This window comes from Pseudomonas wadenswilerensis, from assembly GCF_024749185.1.
Taxonomy (GTDB): Bacteria; Pseudomonadota; Gammaproteobacteria; order Pseudomonadales; family Pseudomonadaceae; genus Aquipseudomonas; species Aquipseudomonas wadenswilerensis.
Window position 1 is genome coordinate 3,316,228 of the sequence record NZ_CP087191.1, and the last position, 17,038, is coordinate 3,333,265.

The 17,038-nt window shown below is 64.4% G+C and carries 22 protein-coding genes; 9 read left to right on the forward strand and 13 right to left on the reverse strand.

Annotation, left to right across the window (positions count from 1 at the left end; all coding sequences use genetic code 11):
* The first annotated feature begins 4 nt into the window (after window positions 1–4).
* Window positions 5–400, forward strand: coding sequence for a nuclear transport factor 2 family protein (locus LOY45_RS15045; RefSeq protein WP_258577930.1), 396 nt, complete (start codon window positions 5–7; stop codon window positions 398–400).
* Here the strand turns inward: LOY45_RS15045 and ku are convergent, their stop codons facing one another.
* On the reverse strand, window positions 401–1,264 hold the full coding sequence (gene ku / locus LOY45_RS15050; RefSeq protein WP_258577931.1) for a non-homologous end joining protein Ku: 864 nt from the start codon (window positions 1,262–1,264) through the stop codon (window positions 401–403). It lies immediately after the preceding gene.
* A gap of 55 nt (window positions 1,265–1,319) precedes the next feature.
* On the opposite strand from ku, the gene LOY45_RS15055 reads away from it, so the two are divergent.
* The 3 genes from LOY45_RS15055 to LOY45_RS15065 all read left to right on the forward strand — a co-directional run bounded on the left by LOY45_RS15055 (window position 1,320) and on the right by LOY45_RS15065 (window position 2,783).
* Complete coding sequence (locus LOY45_RS15055) at window positions 1,320–1,586, forward strand: DUF4142 domain-containing protein (protein WP_233674788.1); 267 nt, start codon at window positions 1,320–1,322, stop codon at window positions 1,584–1,586.
* 14 nt (window positions 1,587–1,600) lie between these two features.
* Window positions 1,601–1,888: a hypothetical protein gene (locus LOY45_RS15060; RefSeq protein WP_115086936.1), complete on the forward strand. Its 288-nt coding sequence runs from the start codon at window positions 1,601–1,603 to the stop codon at window positions 1,886–1,888.
* A 280-nt stretch (window positions 1,889–2,168) separates the two neighbouring features.
* Window positions 2,169–2,783 (forward strand): Yip1 family protein, encoded by a 615-nt coding sequence (locus tag LOY45_RS15065; RefSeq protein ID WP_115086937.1) that lies wholly within the window; start codon window positions 2,169–2,171, stop codon window positions 2,781–2,783.
* 20 nt (window positions 2,784–2,803) lie between these two features.
* Here LOY45_RS15065 and LOY45_RS15070 read toward each other — a convergent pair whose 3' ends face one another.
* Entirely contained in the window at window positions 2,804–3,076 is a 273-nt protein-coding gene (locus tag LOY45_RS15070; RefSeq protein WP_115086938.1) for a DUF1652 domain-containing protein, read from the reverse strand.
* Between the two features lie 293 nt (window positions 3,077–3,369).
* On the opposite strand from LOY45_RS15070, the gene LOY45_RS27015 reads away from it, so the two are divergent.
* The 3 genes from LOY45_RS27015 to LOY45_RS15085 all read left to right on the forward strand — a co-directional run bounded on the left by LOY45_RS27015 (window position 3,370) and on the right by LOY45_RS15085 (window position 4,480).
* Window positions 3,370–3,543, forward strand: coding sequence for a KGG domain-containing protein (locus LOY45_RS27015; protein WP_080764720.1), 174 nt, complete (start codon window positions 3,370–3,372; stop codon window positions 3,541–3,543).
* Window positions 3,544–3,592: 49 nt separating this feature from the next.
* On the forward strand, window positions 3,593–4,153 hold the full coding sequence (locus tag LOY45_RS15080; RefSeq protein ID WP_115086939.1) for an ATP-dependent Clp protease proteolytic subunit: 561 nt from the start codon (window positions 3,593–3,595) through the stop codon (window positions 4,151–4,153).
* Between the two features lie 99 nt (window positions 4,154–4,252).
* Window positions 4,253–4,480, forward strand: a complete 228-nt coding sequence (locus LOY45_RS15085) for a DUF6555 family protein (protein WP_115086940.1) — start codon at window positions 4,253–4,255, stop codon at window positions 4,478–4,480.
* A 1-nt stretch (window position 4,481) separates the two neighbouring features.
* Here LOY45_RS15085 and LOY45_RS15090 read toward each other — a convergent pair whose 3' ends face one another.
* The 4 genes from LOY45_RS15090 to LOY45_RS15105 form a co-directional block, all read right to left on the reverse strand.
* Window positions 4,482–5,399, reverse strand: a complete 918-nt coding sequence (locus LOY45_RS15090; RefSeq protein ID WP_115086941.1) for a DNA-3-methyladenine glycosylase family protein — start codon at window positions 5,397–5,399, stop codon at window positions 4,482–4,484.
* Between the two features lie 142 nt (window positions 5,400–5,541).
* Entirely contained in the window at window positions 5,542–6,168 is a 627-nt protein-coding gene (gene ycaC, locus LOY45_RS15095; protein ID WP_010223830.1) for an isochorismate family cysteine hydrolase YcaC, read from the reverse strand.
* A gap of 51 nt (window positions 6,169–6,219) precedes the next feature.
* Window positions 6,220–6,906: a hydrolase gene (locus tag LOY45_RS15100; protein ID WP_115086942.1), complete on the reverse strand. Its 687-nt coding sequence runs from the start codon at window positions 6,904–6,906 to the stop codon at window positions 6,220–6,222.
* A gap of 89 nt (window positions 6,907–6,995) precedes the next feature.
* On the reverse strand, window positions 6,996–7,886 hold the full coding sequence (locus tag LOY45_RS15105; RefSeq protein WP_115086943.1) for a pirin family protein: 891 nt from the start codon (window positions 7,884–7,886) through the stop codon (window positions 6,996–6,998).
* A gap of 96 nt (window positions 7,887–7,982) precedes the next feature.
* Here LOY45_RS15105 and LOY45_RS15110 point away from each other — a divergent pair, with 96 nt between their 5' ends.
* The gene (locus tag LOY45_RS15110; protein ID WP_166675694.1) at window positions 7,983–8,891 is read left to right on the forward strand and encodes a LysR family transcriptional regulator; all 909 of its coding nucleotides are present in this window, start codon (window positions 7,983–7,985) and stop codon (window positions 8,889–8,891) included.
* Window positions 8,892–8,989: 98 nt separating this feature from the next.
* On the forward strand, window positions 8,990–9,772 hold the full coding sequence (locus LOY45_RS15115; RefSeq protein ID WP_134062771.1) for an AraC family transcriptional regulator: 783 nt from the start codon (window positions 8,990–8,992) through the stop codon (window positions 9,770–9,772).
* Here LOY45_RS15115 and LOY45_RS15120 read toward each other — a convergent pair whose 3' ends face one another.
* The 7 genes from LOY45_RS15120 to LOY45_RS15150 all read right to left on the reverse strand — a co-directional run bounded on the left by LOY45_RS15120 (window position 9,773) and on the right by LOY45_RS15150 (window position 16,951).
* Entirely contained in the window at window positions 9,773–11,287 is a 1,515-nt protein-coding gene (locus tag LOY45_RS15120) for an MDR family MFS transporter (protein WP_115086945.1), read from the reverse strand. It abuts the gene before it with no gap.
* Entirely contained in the window at window positions 11,277–12,404 is a 1,128-nt protein-coding gene (locus LOY45_RS15125) for an HlyD family secretion protein (protein WP_258577933.1), read from the reverse strand. Before LOY45_RS15125 ends, LOY45_RS15120 begins: the two co-directional genes overlap by 11 nt.
* Window positions 12,401–13,858, reverse strand: a complete 1,458-nt coding sequence (locus tag LOY45_RS15130; protein WP_258577934.1) for an efflux transporter outer membrane subunit — start codon at window positions 13,856–13,858, stop codon at window positions 12,401–12,403. Before LOY45_RS15130 ends, LOY45_RS15125 begins: the two co-directional genes overlap by 4 nt.
* 105 nt (window positions 13,859–13,963) lie before the next feature.
* Window positions 13,964–14,836 carry an alpha/beta fold hydrolase gene (locus LOY45_RS15135; protein WP_115086948.1) on the reverse strand — a complete coding sequence of 291 codons (873 nt, stop codon included), beginning with the start codon at window positions 14,834–14,836 and terminating at the stop codon, window positions 13,964–13,966.
* A 17-nt stretch (window positions 14,837–14,853) separates the two neighbouring features.
* Window positions 14,854–15,483 (reverse strand): LysE family translocator, encoded by a 630-nt coding sequence (locus LOY45_RS15140; protein WP_177414870.1) that lies wholly within the window; start codon window positions 15,481–15,483, stop codon window positions 14,854–14,856.
* Window positions 15,484–15,581: 98 nt separating this feature from the next.
* Window positions 15,582–16,172 (reverse strand): 2-hydroxychromene-2-carboxylate isomerase, encoded by a 591-nt coding sequence (locus LOY45_RS15145; RefSeq protein WP_258577935.1) that lies wholly within the window; start codon window positions 16,170–16,172, stop codon window positions 15,582–15,584.
* Between the two features lie 47 nt (window positions 16,173–16,219).
* Window positions 16,220–16,951 carry an SDR family oxidoreductase gene (locus LOY45_RS15150; RefSeq protein WP_258577936.1) on the reverse strand — a complete coding sequence of 244 codons (732 nt, stop codon included), beginning with the start codon at window positions 16,949–16,951 and terminating at the stop codon, window positions 16,220–16,222.
* Between the last annotated feature and the right edge of the window lie 87 nt (window positions 16,952–17,038).

The window sequence follows — 17,038 nt, forward strand, 5'->3', positions numbered from 1 at the left end:
GCCCATGAGCCAACGCAACCCCGCCTTCAAGGAAGTCCTCGACGCCCACGTCGCCATCCAGCAATGGTTGTCCGGCACTGCCCCGGCCGATCGGCTCGATGTGCTGATGGCGCGTTTCAGCCCGCTGTATTCGATGATCACCCTGCCCGGCCAGGTGCTCGATTACCAAGGCCTGCGCGCGCTGTTTCAGCAAGCCCACGGCAAGCGTGCAGGTCTGGAAATAAGCATCGATGAACTGCACCTGATCGCCGAAGGCCCGAGCCTGGCGGTGGTCGGTTATCGCGAGTGGCAGGCCGATGCCGCAGGCAACCGCTCAGTACGCCGTTCGACCGTGGTGTTTGAACGCGCCAATGGCGCCTTGCGCTGGCGCCATCTGCACGAAACGCAGGCATCCGGCTGATCAGGCCTTTTTGCGCGGCTTGCTGGTGCCCGCGGGCTTTTTCGCCGCTGGCGCCGCTTTCTTCGCCGCCGGCTTGCGCCCACCCAGGCTGCGTTTGAGCAGTTCGGTGAGGTCGATGATGTCGGCGCTTTTCTGTTCGCCTTCGCCTTCCAGCGGCTCGACCGTGGCGATCTTGCCCTGGCTGGCTTTTTCTTCGACCAGGCTCATGATGGTGTCCTTGAAGTCATTGCGGTAATCCTCCGGCGTCCAGTGCCCGCTCATGTCCTCGACCAAGCGCTTGGCCATCTGCAGCTCGCGCTTGTCGATACTCGCGTCGCGCACGCTGGCATCCAGTTCCAGGCTGTCCAGACCACGCACTTCCTCAGGCCAGCGCAGGATGATCATCACCATGGCATCCTCCAGCGGGCGCAGCAGCGCGAGGTGCTGCTGGGTGTGCAGCACCACCTTGGCCAGGGCGACCTTACCGGTGCTCTCGAGGGTTTCGCGCAGCAACGCGTACACCTTGCCGCCGCGACGGTCGGGGCTCAGGTAGTACGGGGTAGCAAACTGCTGCAGGGGGACTTCGCCGCTGTCGACGAAAGAAAAGATATCGATGGTCTGGGTCGCCTCCGGCCGGGCCTTGCGGATCTCCTCTTCGCTGATCACCACGTACTGGCCCTTCCGGTACTGCACGCCCTTGACGATATGCTCACGGGCGATCTCCTTGCCAGTGACCTTGTTCACCCGCTTGTAGCCCACCGGCTCCATGCTACGCTCGTCGAGCCAGTCGAAGTCGACCCGGTCGCTGCTGATCGCGGTACTCAACGACACCGGGATGTGCACCAGGCCGAAGCTGATTGCACCTTTCCAGATGGCTCTGGCCATGACGTTCTCCCACAGGCAATTGAAAGGCCCTTTGTCAGTCTGACTGCGCCGGGCCGTGAAGGTTTGCCGCAGCCCGCACCAGGGCCACAAGATCCAGACCCGCCAGCTGCCTTTGGAAAAAACCGAATCGGCTGAAGTAAAGGCGTTTGCCCCGCAGATGATCAAGGATCACACTAAAGCCAATCAGCACCTGCTCGATCTTGCCAAACAGCACGATTTCAGCGTCCCGGATGACGCCCATGAACAGGCGGTGCGCCTGTTCGATGAAGAGAGCCGGTCCACCTCGGACCCTGACGAGCAGAACGCGCACCGCCCGAACTGAAGGAGGCCTCTGGTATGAGAAAGGTCAGCCCGGCCTGCCCGACCTGCCTGCAGATCGATTTTGTCCAGGACACGCTGTTCGGCCCCGTGGCCCACAGCGCCGAATGCGAGGTGCAACTGGCGCCGCTGAACATCAACGGCCTGCCGGGTTTGCGCATGCAGGTGCGGGCGCCCGTGCCCGCCAAGCTCGAGCGCTCGCACAGCGTGGCGTTTGTCTGGGAAGGCCGTACCTATCGCGGGATCGTCCAGTATCACCGGCGCTGTGATGACGGCGGCTTGCAGCTGCAGCTGGAACTGCAGTAACCGCTTCGCTGGCAAGCCAGCCCCCACAGGTCCGGCTTACACAAACCGATTGTGGGAGCTGGCCTTGCCAGCGATGGGCCCAGCGTGGTCGTCAGCCCTGCGGCTTGGCCGCGCAGCCACAGCCACTGCCGTTGCACGGTTTGCCGGACGGATGGTGGTCGTCACTTGTCAGTGACCGGACGCTGCGGTGAGTGGTTCAAAAAAAATGAAACCCCAACGCCGCCCAGGCCTCCATAGAACAGGGAGAGGTGTTTCCTGCCCTGCTTACCCGGAGGTCACCATGAGTACCCATCTGGTTCAACTGTTCACCCACCCCGATGACGCCTGGATGGAAATCCGCCAGGAAGAAGAACTGCACCCGCGTCACTACCTGCCGCACCTGCTGCTGATGGCGCTGATTCCTGCCTTGTGCCTGTTCATCGGTACCACCAGCGTGGGCTGGAGCCTGGCCGGTACCGAGCGGGTACGCCTGAGCGTGGCCAGCGCCGCCGAGCTCGGCGTGTTGCTGTACGCCTGCAGCGTGGTCGGGGTGATGATCATGGGCGGGTTCATTCGCTGGATGTCGCGCACCTTCGATGCGCGGCCAAGCCTGAACCAGTGCATCGGCTTTGCCGCCTATACCGCCACGCCGTATTTCGTTGCCGGTATCGCCGGGCTCTATCCCGGACGCTGGCTGGCGCTGATCGTGCTGGGCGCGGCTTCGGCCTATGCGACCTTCCTGCTCTACGTCGGCCTGCCAACCTTCCTGCGCCTGCGCAAGGAAGACGGCCTGTTGTATTCGACCAGTGTGTGGGCGGTCGGGCTGCTGGTGCTGGTGACCATCCTGGTGTCGATGATTCTGTTCTGGTTCAACGTGCTCAGCCCTGAATACCTGCGCCCGGCCAGCCTTGGCTAACCGGTGGCAGACTGCGTGGTTCAGGCCATCGCCTGGGGTTTGAACGGAATCTGGCTACGCCCCAGGCGCTGTTCTTCGCGCACCTGGGCAACCAGGGTGGCAAGCTCGTGGCAGGTGGTCAGGCTGTGCACATGGATACCTGTGACAGTCAGGCAATCGCCCAGGCTATCGCCCTGCCCCAATTGAATGGTCAGGTGCTCGCCATCGGCGCAGGATACGACACAGCGATCAGGCAGGAACGCCTGTTCGATCAGATGGCACAACTCAAGGGTGGAAACTCCAATCAGTGACATGCTGCGATCCTCGTATCGGAGGGCCCGACTATTGAGTTAGTACCCAGCCAGTCCTCGATGCCAATTGAATTTGCCGATGCCGCGCCGTTGCCCCCATGCAGTGCAGCAATGATCTCTCGGAAGAGCCGTCTGCCCTTGGCCAAGTTCCAGGTATTCGGGCCTGTGGCAGATGAACGGCATGCCTTTACCGTTCGTCTCGCATCGCTGAAATATTTAAAACTTTGCCCACGGCGGCCGCCTCCCAACCTGTGTAAGGCAAACGCCTTGCGAATATTCACAAGAGGAAGAGAATCATGGCTAACAAAGGCACTTCGAATCCCGGGAATTTCGCTAACGACAAGCAAAAAGCGTCTGATGCCGGGAAAAAAGGTGGCCAGGCCTCCGGCGGTACCGCAGGTGGCCAGACCCGCAAGCCTGACATGGACAAAGACCAGGCCCGCAAACCAAGTGGTGGCGGCCGTAGCTAACGGACGAAAGACCGGCGCACTGCACGTGCGTCGGTCCTGAGGCACTGCAATGAGCCAACAGGTGATCCACTTTCATTGCCAGATCGACCAGGACACCACCGAGCGCTTTCGCGACCGGTGCCTGCAGGCCGTCGATGACGGCGCTACCTCGTTGCTGCTGTTTCTCTCGACCACTGGCGGCAGCACCAACTTCGGATTCTCGCTGTACAGCTTTCTCAAGTCCTTGCCGGTGCCGCTTTGCGCAGTCAATGCCGGCAACATCGAGTCCATGGGCATCATCATGTACCTGGCCGCCGCCGAGCGTGTCGCCGCTCCCCATTCTCGCTTTCTCATCCATCCCATGACCTGGCACTTCAGCCAGAGCGCGGTGGACCATTCGCGCCTGCGTGAATACCTGTCGAGCCTGAACAACGACCTGGAGCGCTACGTGCGTATATTCGAACTGGAGACCGCCCAGGCCGAGCGCAAGCTGGACATCTTTCATTGCCTGTCGACCGAAGAAAAGGTCATCCCCGCCTACGACTCGCTGCCCTACGGCATTGCCCATCGCCTGGAGCAGGTGGTGTTTGAAAAGGACGCCCGGCACCTGACCGTCAGCGGCGCCCATTGACCAGGGAAATCCGATGGAATTTTTTCCATCGCCCAGCACTCACTAGAGGCATTGAAGGGATTTTCTTGGTCACTGCTCTGTAAGGATCCTGCCAGCCCCATGAACAACGCAAAACTATTCGTCATCGACTATCAGCTGCACGGCGATCACAAGTCTTTCATCATCCGCGCCGAGACGATGGACAACGCCGAAGCCTGGCACTGGGCAAGCTGCGACGCCGGGCTCGGTCGAATAGGCCGCTACGGCCGCGAGAAGGTCAGGAAAGTCAGCAAGCCCCTGGCCGAGCGCTACGGCATTACCGATGTGAAGTGGCGCCAGTCCAGCTAAGTCAGCTCAATGACGCCCACAGGTGCTGGGCGGCATAGGCGCGCCACGGGCTCCAGGCCTGAGCACGCTGGGCCAGTTGTGCGTCGGCGCCTTCAAGCAGGCGCAAGGCCTTGATCAGGGCCACATCCCCCAGCGGCAAGGCGTCGGCCGCGCCCATCTGGCGCAGGGCCAGATAGTGGGCGCTCCACGGGCCGATGCCGCGCAAGCGGCACAGCCGCTGGACCCAGGCCTCCAGATTGCGCTCAGGGCGTAACAGCTGCGGGTCCTCCAGCAATGCCCGGGCCAGGGTCGACAAGGTCAAGGCCCGCGAGCGCGGCATGCCCAGGCCACTGAGGTCGACGTCTACAATGGCCTCGGCCCTGGGGAACACATGGGTCAAGCCGGGCCACTGCTGGACATGCGCGGGGAGTCGCTGGCCGTAACCCGCCACCAGGCGCCCGGCCAGGGTGATAGCCCCGGCCACACTGATCTGCTGGCCCAGCACGGTGCGCATGGCCTGCTCGAACGCGTCCCAGCCCCGCGGCACACGCAGCCCCGGACGCAGGTTGATCAGTTGCGCCATCAACGGGTCTCGACTGAGCTGTGCCTGGATCTTGTGCAGTTCGGCATCCAGATCAAACACCCGTCGGACCCTGGCCAGCAAACCCGGCAGTGCTCGCGCAGAAGCACCGACCACGGTGACCTTCAGCCGGGACCCACGCGCCTGAGACACCTGGACGATGCCCTGGCCCTGGGCGAGATCAAAACTGCGCGTATACACCCCCGCCGCCACCGTCTCGACCCCTGTGATCGCCCGCGCGGCAAGAAACCCCAGCAGCGATGGCCAGTGCAACGGTGGCTGATAGGGCAGCCAGAAGCTGATGACGCTGCCGGGCCGCACGGTGCGACGATGGCCAGCGAAGGTGGGAGCAGGTTTCATGCGCTGATCATCACCTGCGCAAACGTCACCACACCAGCGGTTTCGCTGAATTTCGGCGCCGCAAAGGTCTGCCCTTCAGGGCGATGTCGAGACGACGACGGCCGGGCTACGCTAGCGCCCGGCCGCCGATCGGTTAACGGCGTTACTTGCCGTTGGTGAGGGTGTTGTAGCTGGTCATCAGGTTGCGGTAGTCGGGGATGTGGTTGGAGAACAAGGTACCCAGGCCTTCGATGTCGTTGCGCCAGTCGCGGTGCAGCTCACAGGCCAGGCCGAACCAGGTCATCAGTTGGGCGCCGGCTTGCGACATGCGATTCCAGGCCGAGTCGCGGGTCAACTCGTTGAAGGTGCCGGAGGCATCGGTGACCACGAACACGTCAAAGCCTTCTTCCAGGGCCGACAGCGCCGGGAACGCCACGCATACTTCAGTTACCACACCGGCGATGATCAGTTGCTTCTTGCCGGTGGCCTTGACCGCCTTGACGAAGTCTTCGTTGTCCCAGGCGTTGATCTGCCCCGGACGAGCGATGTACGGCGCTTCGGGGAACTGCGCCTTGAGCTCGGGCACCAGCGGGCCGTTGGGGCCGGTTTCGAAGCTGGTGGTGAGGATGGTCGGCAGCTTGAAGTACTTGGCCAGGTCGCCAACGGCCAGCACGTTGTTCTTGAACCGGTCCGGGTCGATGTCTCGAACCAGCGACAGCAGGCCGGTCTGGTGGTCGACCAGCAGGACGGCGGCGTTGTTCTTGTCCAGGCGGACGTAGGGCTTGGTCATGGTCTTACTCCTTGCATTGAGACGCCGGTGCCGGGCACCGGACATGAGGGATCAGCGTTGGGAATCGAGCAGTTCGTTGTCGCGTGCGACCTGTTGCGCCTTGAGATAGCTTTCGATCAGCAACTGGTAATGCGGGAACACAGCGCTGTAGGCTTCGGCCCATTGCTGGGCGTCTTCACGGTTCCAGGTACGCTGGACTTCCGAGCACACCGCGGCGGTGTCCATCGGCACCACGCCGGCCTGCATGATGCGCGCCAGGGTGATTTCCTGAGCCATCTTCGAATAGGTGCCGCTGGCATCGATCACCGCAAATACCTTATAGCCCGCATTGACCGCGCTGATGCTCGGGAAGGCCATGCACACACTGGTGATGGTGCCGGCGATGATCAACGTCTTGCGTCCGGTCTGCTCTACCGCGGCAACGAACTCGGGATTGTCCCAGGCGTTGATTTCACCTTTGCGTGCCACGTACCGGGCGTGGGGGGCGGCTTCATGGATTTCCGGGATCAGCGGGCCGTTGGGACCTTGCGGCACGGAAGCGGTGGTGATGACCGGGATCTTGGCGAGCGATGCGATCTTTGCCAGGGTAATGGCGTTGGCCCGCAGCTCGGTCATGGGCATGTCCTTGACCGTCTGGAACAGGCCGCTCTGATGGTCGATCAACAGCATCGCGGCGTCATCGGGGTCGATGCGCGGCACCTGGCCGTTGAAGTTGGCAACGTTGGCAAAAGTACTCATGGCACGTTCTCCTTCGGGATCAGGCTGGGCGTTTTGCGCGCAGCCCGGGTCGAAGGCCGGCCCTGCGGCCGACCTTCGGGTTAATGAGACTAGTTGTGGTGTCGCGGACCGGCCTGCCCGCTCATCTGGCCGAAGCGCCCGGCGCGGAAATCGTCGAAGGCTTCGGCGATTTCGGCATCACTGTTCATCACGAACGGGCCGTAACCGACAATTGGCTCATCCAGCGGCTCGCCGCTGAGCAGCAGCACCGACACATCGCTTTGCGCTTCGAGCAGCAGCTCGTCACCGGCGCGGTCGAACAGCACCAGTTGCGCGGCACCGACCTGACGCTCGCCGTTGACCAGCAACTGACCGCGCAACACCACCAGCGCGGTACTGCGCCCGGCGGCACTGGGCAGGCGCACGGGCGCGCCGGCCTTGAGCTGCAGGTCCCAGACATCCATGGGCGAGAAGGTCTGGGCCGGGCCCTGGTGGCCGCGGAACGCACCGGCAATCACCCGCAGGCTGCCGGCACCGTTGCCCAGCGGCACCACCGGGATGTCGGTGCCGAGCAAGGTCTGGTAGCCGGCGGGCGCCGATTTGTCCTTGGCCGGCAGGTTGACCCACAACTGGACCATCTCCAGGGTGCCGCCTTGGGCGGCGAAGGCTGGCGAGTGGAACTCCTCATGGAGAATCCCGCCGGCGGCGGTCATCCACTGCACATCGCCCGGGCCGATCAGGCCGCCGGCGCCGGTGGAGTCGCGGTGCTCCAGTTCGCCCTGGTAGACGATGGTCACGGTTTCGAAACCGCGATGGGGGTGCTGGCCGACCCCGCGACGCGCCGTGGTCGGGGTGAAGTCGTGGGGGCCGGCATAGTCCAGCAGCAGGAACGGGCTGATGTGCTGGGCCAGGTTGTCGTAGGTGAACAGGCTACGGACCGGGAAGCCATCACCCACCCAATGTGGGTGCGGGCTGCTGTAGACGCCTTGGATCTTTTTCATCAGATGCCTCCTCTCGTGCATGGCTATAACCATACGAGCGCAACGACATCGGCGGTAGATCAGTTAAACTGCCTTCAGCGTTCCATATGGAGAACACTGATGGAAGACCTCAACGACCTTTACTACTTTGCCCAGGTGGTCGATCACGGCGGCTTCGCCCCGGCCGGTCGCGCCCTGGACATGCCCAAATCCAAGCTCAGCCGGCGCATCGCCGGGCTGGAAGAACGCCTGGGCGTGCGCCTGATCCAGCGCTCGACCCGGCACTTCTCGGTGACCGAAATCGGCCAGGCCTACTACCGCCATTGCGTGGCCATGCTGGTGGAAGCCGAAGGCGCCGCCGAGTTGATCGAGCGCAACCGCGCCGAGCCGCAAGGCATCGTGCGCTTGAGCTGCCCCACTGCCCTGCTGGATTTCTGGGTCGGGGCCATGCTCACCCGCTTCATGGTCCAGTGCCCGCTGGTGCAGCTGCATATCGAAAGTACCAACCGCCAGGTCGACCTGATCCAGGAAGGTATCGACATCGCCCTGCGCGTACGCGTGCCGCCACTGGAAAGCAGCGACCTGGTGATGAAGGTGCTGGCGCGTAGCACCCAATACCTGGTGGCCGCGCCCTCCTTGCTCGAGCGCCTGCCACAGCGCCCGGTGCCGGCTGACCTGAGCGCCCTGCCCAGCCTGCACTGGGGTTACCCGCAGCGCGATTACCACTGGCACCTGCTCGGCCCCGACGGCGCCCGTGCCAGCCTGCGGCACAACCCGCGGCTGGTGACCGATGACCTGATCGTCTTGCGCCAGGCGGCGGTGGCTGGCGTGGGGGTGGTGCATTTGCCGCTGGTGGTCATACGCGAAGAACTCGAAGCCGGGCGGCTGGTGCAAGCCACGCCGAACTGGGCACCGGAGTGCGGCGTGGTGCACGCGGTATTCGCCTCGCGGCGCGGGTTGCTGCCGTCGGTGCGCAGCTTGCTGGATTTTCTCGCGGCGGAGTTCGAGGCCAGTGATATCGCCTGACTGTGGGGGGCTGGCGTGCCGGCGATCGAGCGCGCAGCGGTCGCAGTCAACGCCCTTTTTGCTACCATCGCGCTTCCCGCTCAACACGGCCCTTGCTCATGTCGCCTGCCGCCCGCCAGGAAAAGCCCATCCTCACCCTGGCCGAAAACTACCGCCACGGCGAACGCATTGCCGCGCACTGCCACAACCGCGCGCAGTTGATCCATGCCCTGAGCGGGGTGATCACGGTCAATTCGCTGCAGGGCAGCTGGGTGGTGCCGCCAGGGCGTGGGGTGTGGGTGCCGAGCGCAGTCGAACACGACCTGAAGATGGCCGGAGCAGTACGCATGCGCACCCTGTTCATCGACCAGAAAGCCCGCACCGACCTGCCACAGGACTGCCAGGTGATCGACATCTCGCCGCTGCTGCGCCAACTGATCATCAGTGCCATGGACATTCCCGCCGACTACCCGCCCGGCGGTCGCGATGAGCGGGTGATGCAGCTGATCCTCGATGAGATCCGCGTGCTGCCGATCATGGCCCTGCATGTGCCCACCCCCCGCGACCCGCAGTTGGCCGAGCTGTGCCAGGCCCTGCGCAATGCGCCCGGTGAAGACTGGAACCTTGCCCGCGCCGCCCGCCTGATCGGCAGCAGCGCCCGCACCCTGACCCGCGCCTTTCAGCGCGAGACCGGCTTGAGCTTCATCCAGTGGCTGCGGCGCATGCGCCTGCTGGCCAGCCTCGACTCCCTGGCCGCCGGGCATCCGATTCTTGATGTGGCGCTGGACCTGGGCTACGACAGCCCCAGCGCCTTCAGCGCCATGTTCCGCCGCACCCTGGGGGTTTCGCCCTCGGCCTATTTCGGCAAGGCCCAGGCCTATGGCACGGCACAGCCGGACTGATCAACCGTCCTTCTGGCGCAGCAGCAATGCAGCCAGGGCGCAGACGGCCAGGGCCAGGCAGGCCAGGTAGAAGGCATCCGAGTAGGCCATCAGGTAGGCCTGCTGGCGCACACTGTGGTCGATCAGGCTCAGCGTCTGCATCACCGCCGGCGACTGCACATCGACCAGCCCGTCCGGCAGGCGCTGCTGCAAGGCGCCATCGAACATCGTCAAGCCCTCGCCGATACGCTCGGAATGAAAACGCTCACGCTGGGACACCAGTTGCGTAAGCAACGCCGTGCCCACCGCGCCACCGAGGTTACGCAGCATCGAGATCAGCGCCGAGGCCGAGCCCGCCTGGGCCTTGTCCAGGCCTTTGACCGCCAGCACCGAGAGCGCCACCATGATCAGCGGCTGGCCGATACCGCGCACCACGGTAGAGGGGATGATCACGTTGGCGGCGGCATCGTCCGACAGGTGCGCCCCCAGCCAGCAGCCCAGGGCCATGATCGCGAAGCCACTGGCGACCAGCAGTTTAGCGTTGAGCCAGCGCATCAACCGCGGCAGCAACGGCGCCAACAGCAGCTGGACCATGCCGTAGGCGATCAGGCTGATGCCGATCTCGCGGGCGTTGTAACCCTGCACCAGCGACAAGTAGTTGGGCACCAAAAATACCAGGCCGAACGTTGCCGCGCCGAACACTGCCATGGCCAGGCTGGCGACGCCAAAGTTGTAGCTGGCCAGCAGACGCAGGTTGATGAACGGGCGATCCCCCCATAACTGCCGCTGGATGAACAGCGCCAGGGCAAAACCGGCAACCAGGCTGAAGGCGATGATGAACGAAGAATCGAACCAGTCCTTGCGCCCGCCCTCTTCCAGCACGATCTGCAACGCCCCCAAGCCCAGGGCCATGGCGGCGATGCCCAGCCAGTCGGCCTGGCGCAGCTTGCGCCGGTCCCCGGCCTGGGCGCCGATCGACCAGGCCACCGCCGCAATCAGCGCCACCCCCGGGAGCAACTGCAACAGGAAAATCCAGCGCCATGAATAAGCGTCGGTGAGCCAACCGCCAATCGACGGCCCGGCCGCCTGGGCAACGCTGTTGGACAGGCTGAACAAGGCCATGCCCAGGGGGATCTTGCTGGCCGGCAGTTCGGTGATGATCAGTTGCATCGACAGCGGAATCAGCACCGCCCCCGAGGCGCCCTGGATGACCCGGATGGCGATCATCGCCTGCAGGCTTGGCGCCAGGGCGCAACTGACCGAACTGAGCAGAAACACCACCGAGCCCACCAGCATTACCCGGCGCAGGGAGAACACCTGCACCAGCCAGGCGGTGAGCGGGATCATGGTAATTTCGGCGACCAGATAGGCCGTTGAGATCCACGAACCTTCCTCGAAACTGGCACCCAGCGCACCTTCGATCTCCGGCAAGGCGGCGCTGGTGACGTGCACGTTCATCCCGGCCATGAAGCAGCCGAACAAGCCGCCGATTACCGCCACCCAGGCGCGTAACGAGACCTTGTCTTCAACTGCCATGGCGAGCCTCGCGGGTATCGACCGTGGCGATCACCGACATGCCGGGCAGCAGTTGCGCTTCACCGGCGGGCGGCGCATCGAGCTGGATGCGTACCGGGAAGCGCTGGACGATCCTGGTGAAGTTGCCAGTGGCGTTGTCGGGCGGCAGCAGCGCGAACACCGCGCCGGAGCCGGGCGACACGCTGTCGACGGTCCCCTGCCAGTGACGGCCAAACGTGTCGACTTCCAGGGTGACCCGCTGGCCGGGGCGCAAGTGCTCAAGCTGGGTTTCCTTGTAGTTGGCGACCACATAGGCCTGAGCCACCGGCACCACCGCCAGCAACGGCAAACCGGGGGTGACGTACTGCTGCTGGCGAACCTTGCGCTGGCCGACCACGCCATCGAAAGGCGCGCGAATCTCGGTGTCGGCCAGGGCATTCTCGGCCAGACCCAACTCCGCTTCGGCCTGCTCCAGCGCAGCCTGGCGCGAAGCCAGGTCGGCCTGAGCCTGTTGCCGCTGGCTGCTCAGCACCTGTTGCCGCGCCTGCTGGCGCTCAAGCTCGGCAGCGGCCCCGCGTAACAGCGCCTGGGCTTTGACCCGGCTGGCGGTGGCGCTTTCCAGGCGTTGGGCGCTGGCGGCTTGTTGCCCGGCCAGTTGCCGGTAGCGCTGCCAGTCGAGTTGCGCACGCCGGGCCTCGCCTTCACTGGCAGCGCGTTCGGCCTGGGCACGGGCGATGGCCTGGCGCTGCTCATCAAGTTGCGCGCCAAAGGTAACCAGGTGCGCCTGTTGTGCCTGCACTGCCGCTGCGCTGACGGCCTGTTGCGCGCGGGCCTGGCGCAAGCGCTGCCGGTAGTCGCGATCGTCCAGGCGCACCAGCACGTCGCCGGCCTTGACCCTGGCGTTGTCGGCCACGCGCACCTCGGTGACATAGCCTGCCACCCGCGCGCTGACCGGTGCCCAGTCGGCACGCACATAGGCGTCGTCGGTCTGTTCAAAGAAGCGCGCGCTGCTCCACCAGTAACCGCCATAGGCCAGCACGGCCAACAACCCGGCAGCGCCGAGCACATGGATGGCTTGCCGGCGGCGGGTCAGTTTCACGCTGACAATCTGCGGATCAGGGCTAACGGCCTGGTTCATGGGCGGGCTCCGGTGTGCAAGGCAAGGGATCGAGGGGTGTGGACACGCTGCCAGCCGCCACCGAGGGCACGGAACAGCGCGACCTGGCGCTCCAGCAGGCGCAAGTCGGCTTCGGCCAGTTCGGCCTGCTGGCGGACCAGGGTGCGTTGACTGTCGAGCAGCTCCAGGCCATCCACGGCGCCGGCGTCCAGGCTCAGCCGGGCCAGTTCATAGGCGCGCTGGCTCTGGGCCGTGGCGCGGGCCAATGCCGCGCGCTGCTGGCGTTCTCCGGCATACAGCGCCAAGGCCTGCTCGGTGTCGCGCAAGGCTTCCAGCACCACGCTGTCGAAACGCGCCAGGGCACCCTCGCTGCTCGCTTGCGCTTGCTCGACCCGGGCATGGGCCTGCTCGCGGTTGGGAAAGCGCCAACTGATCAAGGGGCCGATGGCAAAGGTCAGCGCCTTGCTGTCACCCATCGCACCGAAGGATGCCGCTGACGATTCCAGTGCCGCGCCAAAGTGCACCTGCGGATACAGTTCGGCTTTGGCGGTGTCGATCCGTGCCCGAGCGGCGAACAATTGGCGTTCGGCCTGGCGGATATCCGGGCGGCGTTGCAGCAGGCTCCAGGCGTCGCCCACTGGCAATGGCCGGGCAATGCTGGGCAGGCGCTGGCAATGGCTGGCCTGCTCATCCAGATGCTGCGGCGGCTGGCCGCTGAGTACCGCCAGTTCGAACAAGGCTGCCTGACGCTGGCCCTGCAACCGGGGCAACAACGCGCGGGTCTGCTCCAGCAGGCTTTGCTGGCGGCTGACATCCAGCTCGGTGAGGACCCCGGCGGCTTGTTGCCGGCGCGTCAGGTCCAGGCTGCTTTGCAACAACGCCACTGACTGCTGCTGCACCTCGCGGCGAGCGCCCAGGGCACACACCCGCAAATATGCACGCGTGGTTTGCGCCGCGACGCTGACCCGCAACAGGTCACGGGCGGCCTGCGCCGCTTCAGCATCGGCGCGGGCCGCAACGATGCCAGCGGCAACCCGGCCCCACAGATCAAGCTCGTAATCCAGGCCCCATTGCGCTTCATGCTTGAACTGGCTGTCCGCATGGCTGGCGGTGGCGTCTGCCAGGGTCTGGTCATCCCCATCACGGCCGTAGCGGTAGCCATAACCCAGCCGTGTGGTTGGCCAGCGCCCGGCGGCGGCACCACGCAGGCCGCCAAGCAACACCTGCACATTCGCCTGGGCAGCGGCCAGCTCGCGGTTATGCGCAAGGGCTGCGTTTACCAGGCGATCCAGCTGCGGGTCCTGGTACAGCGACCACCAATCCTGCGGTAACGCATCCGCACGCGTACCCGCGGTGCGGCTCAGCTCGACTGCAGGCCGCTGCGCCGCGGTCAGCGCCCGGCCCTCGTCGAAATGACTACACGCACCGCTCAGCACGGCTCCCACGCACAGCAACGGCCAACGCGCCTGTCCCATGCTGCTTCTCCTGTTGTTGTCATTGGAGGAGCAGCTTAGGCAAAGGCGCGCTGTCGTTCGCTCGCGATAAGGCCAGCTATCGTCGCAAAATGGACAACAGCCAGATCAACCCAGCAGGAAGGCCTCGACCCGCTCACTGCACGCCGCCGGATCTTCCTGCATGAAGCAGTGCCCGCCCGGCACCTGGGTCGCGGTCACCTGGCGATTGACCTGGGCCCAGCGTTGTACCGATTGCGGCACGAAGGGATAGGTGGATTCGCCATAGAGCACCAGGCTCGGAGTGGCCACCTGGGTCAACGAAGCCCACATGCGCCGGGGGAAGGAGCTGAAGATTTCCACTTCACGGCTGGGCCGGCACTTGAGCACCACGCCTTCACCGCAATCGCCGATGGCGTGTTCGATATAGGACTGCAACGCCGATTCGCTCCAGCCCTTGAAGATCCCCCGCCCCTCCAGCGACGCCCGTGCCGTGCCGCGATCAGGCCAATGGCTGCGACGGGTGGCGGCCTTGCGTGCCAGGGCATGACGACGGTGCAGGCCGACCAGCGCGGCGGCCCCCATGATGCCCATCATCGCCCGGGTAAACAGCACCGGGTCGAGCAGCACCGCGCGCTGGAACAGCTGTGGCTGCTGCGCCAGCATCAAGCCGGTGAGCACCCCGCCAAAACTGTGGCCGACGGCAAAACGCGGCACCTCGCCGTACTCGCCACGGCCCGCCTCGAAGGCCTCGATGGCCAGCTGCGCAGTGCGATTCCAGCCGGCGAACGGGCCGCCATGGTCACTGTCGCCATGGCCCTGGACATCGCACAGCCATAGGTCGAACTGTTCGGCCAGGCGCGCCAGCAACGGCTGGTAGGCCAGGCAGCAAAAGCCGTTGCCGTGCAGAAAATGCAGCAACGGTTTGCCACTGGCCGGGGAGCGCCAGCCGCGCAGGGTGAAGCCAGCACTTGTGTCATGGGACCAGGGAATCAACTGCATGTGCCAGCGTACTCACGTCAGGAAAAACTCGATTCTACAAACAGCAAGGGGTACAGGGATATCACCAGCAGCGCCGCCATCAGCAAATTGAACAGCATCAGCCAGCGCGGGTTCTGCAGCACCGTGCGCAAGGCGCTGCCAAACATCACCCAGACGCACACGCTGGGCAGGTTGACCAGGGCGAACACGGTGGCGATGACGATGACGTTGGTGACGTAGCCCTGGGCCGGGGTGTAGGTGGTAATTGCGCCCACGGCCATGACCCAGGCTTTCGGGTTGACCCACTGGAATGCTGCCGCGCCCCAGAAGCCCAGGGGCTTGCGGCTGGCCGAGTCGCTGACCGACAGCGGCCCGGATGTGGCAATCTTCCACGCCAGGTACAGCAGGTAGGCGGCGCCGACATAGCGCAGCACGGTGTAGATCGGCGGGTAGGCCTTGAACACTTCGCCCAGGCCGAAACCCACCGCCAGGACCATGACCATGAAGCCCACGCTGATGCCCAGTGCATGGGGAATCGAACGGCGCACGCCGAAGTTCACTCCGGAGGCCAGCAACATGGTGTTGTTGGGCCCCGGGGTGATCGAGGAAACGAAGGCGAACAGTACGAAGGCAGTGATCAGGTCCAGTGAGCTGAGCATGGCAGGCATCCGGTTTTTTTATTGGGCTGCACTGACACTATCGGAGTCCCGACCCGCCTCGACCATACAGTTAGTGAAAATAATGCCGCTACACTTGACTGTCCTGCTCAGCCCAACGCTTCCACTACAAACTCCAGGCGATCCTGGCCGAAGAACATCTGCTCGCCGACAAAACACGTGGGGGCACCGAACACGCCTCGGCGCACCGCTTCTTCAGTCGCATCCTTGAGCGCGGTCTTGACCTCGGGCTCGGCCGTCCAGGCCTGGTACTGCTCGGGGTCGAAACCGGCCGCTTGCAGCACACCCGCCAATACCTGCAGGTCGCCAAGATTACGCTGCTGCACCCACAGGGCCTGGAACATCGCACTCAGGTAAGCCTCGAAACGCTGCGGTTGATAGCGCTGCACGGCAACGGTGCCGCGCATCAGGCCCAGGGTATTGATCGGAAAACCCGGTGGCAACGCCAGGGTCACGCCATAGCGCTTGGCGTAGCGCTGAAAGTCGACGAACACATGCCGGGCCTTGGCCGGCACCATCACCGGCGAGGCATTGCCGGTGGCCTGAAACACCCCGCCCAACAACATCGGCCGGTACACCAGTTGCGCATCGTGCCGGGCGCAGAGGCTTGGCAGTTGGGTCCAGGCCAGGTAGCTGGCCGGGCTGCCCAGATCAAAGAAGAATTCGACAATCTTGCTCATGTGCAGCAGTTCCTTTCTTGTTGTTATACGGGTTGTTGTGAGAGGGCTTACCAGCGTTCCATCCACGGCCGCAGGTCGAGTTCGAAGGTCCAGGCATCGCGGGGCTGGCTGTGCAGGAACCAGTAGCTGTCGGCGATATGCTGCGGGTCGAGAATGCCGTCCTGGTCCTTGAGTGCATAGCGCTCGGGGAAGCTGTCGCGGATGAACGCGGTATCGATGGCTCCGTCCACCACCACATGGGCGACATGAATATTGCGCGGCCCAAGCTCGCGGGCCATGCTCTGGGCCAGGGCGCGAATGCCATGCTTGGCGCCGGCGAAGGCGGCAAACCCGGCAGCGCCGCGCAAGCCAGCGGTGGCACCGGTAAACAGGATAGTCCCGCGCTCACGGGTGACCATGCGCCGCGCGACGGCCTGAGCGGTCAAGAAGCCGGCGAAACATGCCATTTCCCAGATTTTGAAGTACTTGCGCGCGGTCTCGTCGAGAATGCTGCAGGGCACATTGGCGCCGATGTTGAAGACAAAGGCTTCGATCGGGCCGAGGGTGCTTTCGATCTCCTCAACCAGCGCGGCCACCTCCTCTTCCTTGCGCGCATCCGAGGCAAAACCATGAGCCTCGCCGCCGGCGGCGCGGATCTCGCCCACCAGCGGCTGCAGCTTGTCGGCACTGCGCCGGGTCACACAGGCGACATAACCTTCGCGGGCAAAACGCTTGGCAATCGCGCCGCCGGTTGCATCGCCGGCCCCTACCACCAGTACCACCTTCTTGCCTTGGGTCATCTGTCGCCTCCATTGGTAAACGATCATTTAGTAAACGAACGCTATGCTATGATTCAGGCTTCGTCAAGCCAGCCCTGCGGAGATTGC

Bases quoted from the DNA above. Each gene is read 5' to 3' on its own strand.
- ku (WP_258577931.1), bottom strand. From the start codon at position 1,264: ATGGCCAGAGCCATCTGGAAAGGTGCAATCAGCTTCGGCCTGGTGCAC.
- LOY45_RS15125 (WP_258577933.1), bottom strand. From the start codon at position 12,404: ATGAACCAGGCCGTTAGCCCTGATCCGCAGATTGTCAGCGTGAAACTG.
- LOY45_RS15090 (WP_115086941.1), bottom strand. From the start codon at position 5,399: ATGAAACCTGCTCCCACCTTCGCTGGCCATCGTCGCACCGTGCGGCCC.
- LOY45_RS15145 (WP_258577935.1), bottom strand. From the start codon at position 16,172: ATGAGCAAGATTGTCGAATTCTTCTTTGATCTGGGCAGCCCGGCCAGC.
- ycaC (WP_010223830.1), bottom strand. From the start codon at position 6,168: ATGACCAAGCCCTACGTCCGCCTGGACAAGAACAACGCCGCCGTCCTG.
- LOY45_RS15045 (WP_258577930.1), top strand. From the start codon at position 5: ATGAGCCAACGCAACCCCGCCTTCAAGGAAGTCCTCGACGCCCACGTC.
- LOY45_RS15140 (WP_177414870.1), bottom strand. From the start codon at position 15,483: ATGCCTGCCATGCTCAGCTCACTGGACCTGATCACTGCCTTCGTACTG.
- LOY45_RS15060 (WP_115086936.1), top strand. From the start codon at position 1,601: ATGAGAAAGGTCAGCCCGGCCTGCCCGACCTGCCTGCAGATCGATTTT.
- LOY45_RS15130 (WP_258577934.1), bottom strand. From the start codon at position 13,858: ATGGGACAGGCGCGTTGGCCGTTGCTGTGCGTGGGAGCCGTGCTGAGC.
- LOY45_RS15070 (WP_115086938.1), bottom strand. From the start codon at position 3,076: ATGTCACTGATTGGAGTTTCCACCCTTGAGTTGTGCCATCTGATCGAA.
- LOY45_RS27015 (WP_080764720.1), top strand. From the start codon at position 3,370: ATGGCTAACAAAGGCACTTCGAATCCCGGGAATTTCGCTAACGACAAG.
- LOY45_RS15100 (WP_115086942.1), bottom strand. From the start codon at position 6,906: ATGAGTACTTTTGCCAACGTTGCCAACTTCAACGGCCAGGTGCCGCGC.
- LOY45_RS15085 (WP_115086940.1), top strand. From the start codon at position 4,253: ATGAACAACGCAAAACTATTCGTCATCGACTATCAGCTGCACGGCGAT.
- LOY45_RS15135 (WP_115086948.1), bottom strand. From the start codon at position 14,836: ATGCAGTTGATTCCCTGGTCCCATGACACAAGTGCTGGCTTCACCCTG.
- LOY45_RS15115 (WP_134062771.1), top strand. From the start codon at position 8,990: ATGTCGCCTGCCGCCCGCCAGGAAAAGCCCATCCTCACCCTGGCCGAA.
- LOY45_RS15150 (WP_258577936.1), bottom strand. From the start codon at position 16,951: ATGACCCAAGGCAAGAAGGTGGTACTGGTGGTAGGGGCCGGCGATGCA.
- LOY45_RS15080 (WP_115086939.1), top strand. From the start codon at position 3,593: ATGAGCCAACAGGTGATCCACTTTCATTGCCAGATCGACCAGGACACC.
- LOY45_RS15105 (WP_115086943.1), bottom strand. From the start codon at position 7,886: ATGAAAAAGATCCAAGGCGTCTACAGCAGCCCGCACCCACATTGGGTG.
- LOY45_RS15120 (WP_115086945.1), bottom strand. From the start codon at position 11,287: ATGGCAGTTGAAGACAAGGTCTCGTTACGCGCCTGGGTGGCGGTAATC.
- LOY45_RS15065 (WP_115086937.1), top strand. From the start codon at position 2,169: ATGAGTACCCATCTGGTTCAACTGTTCACCCACCCCGATGACGCCTGG.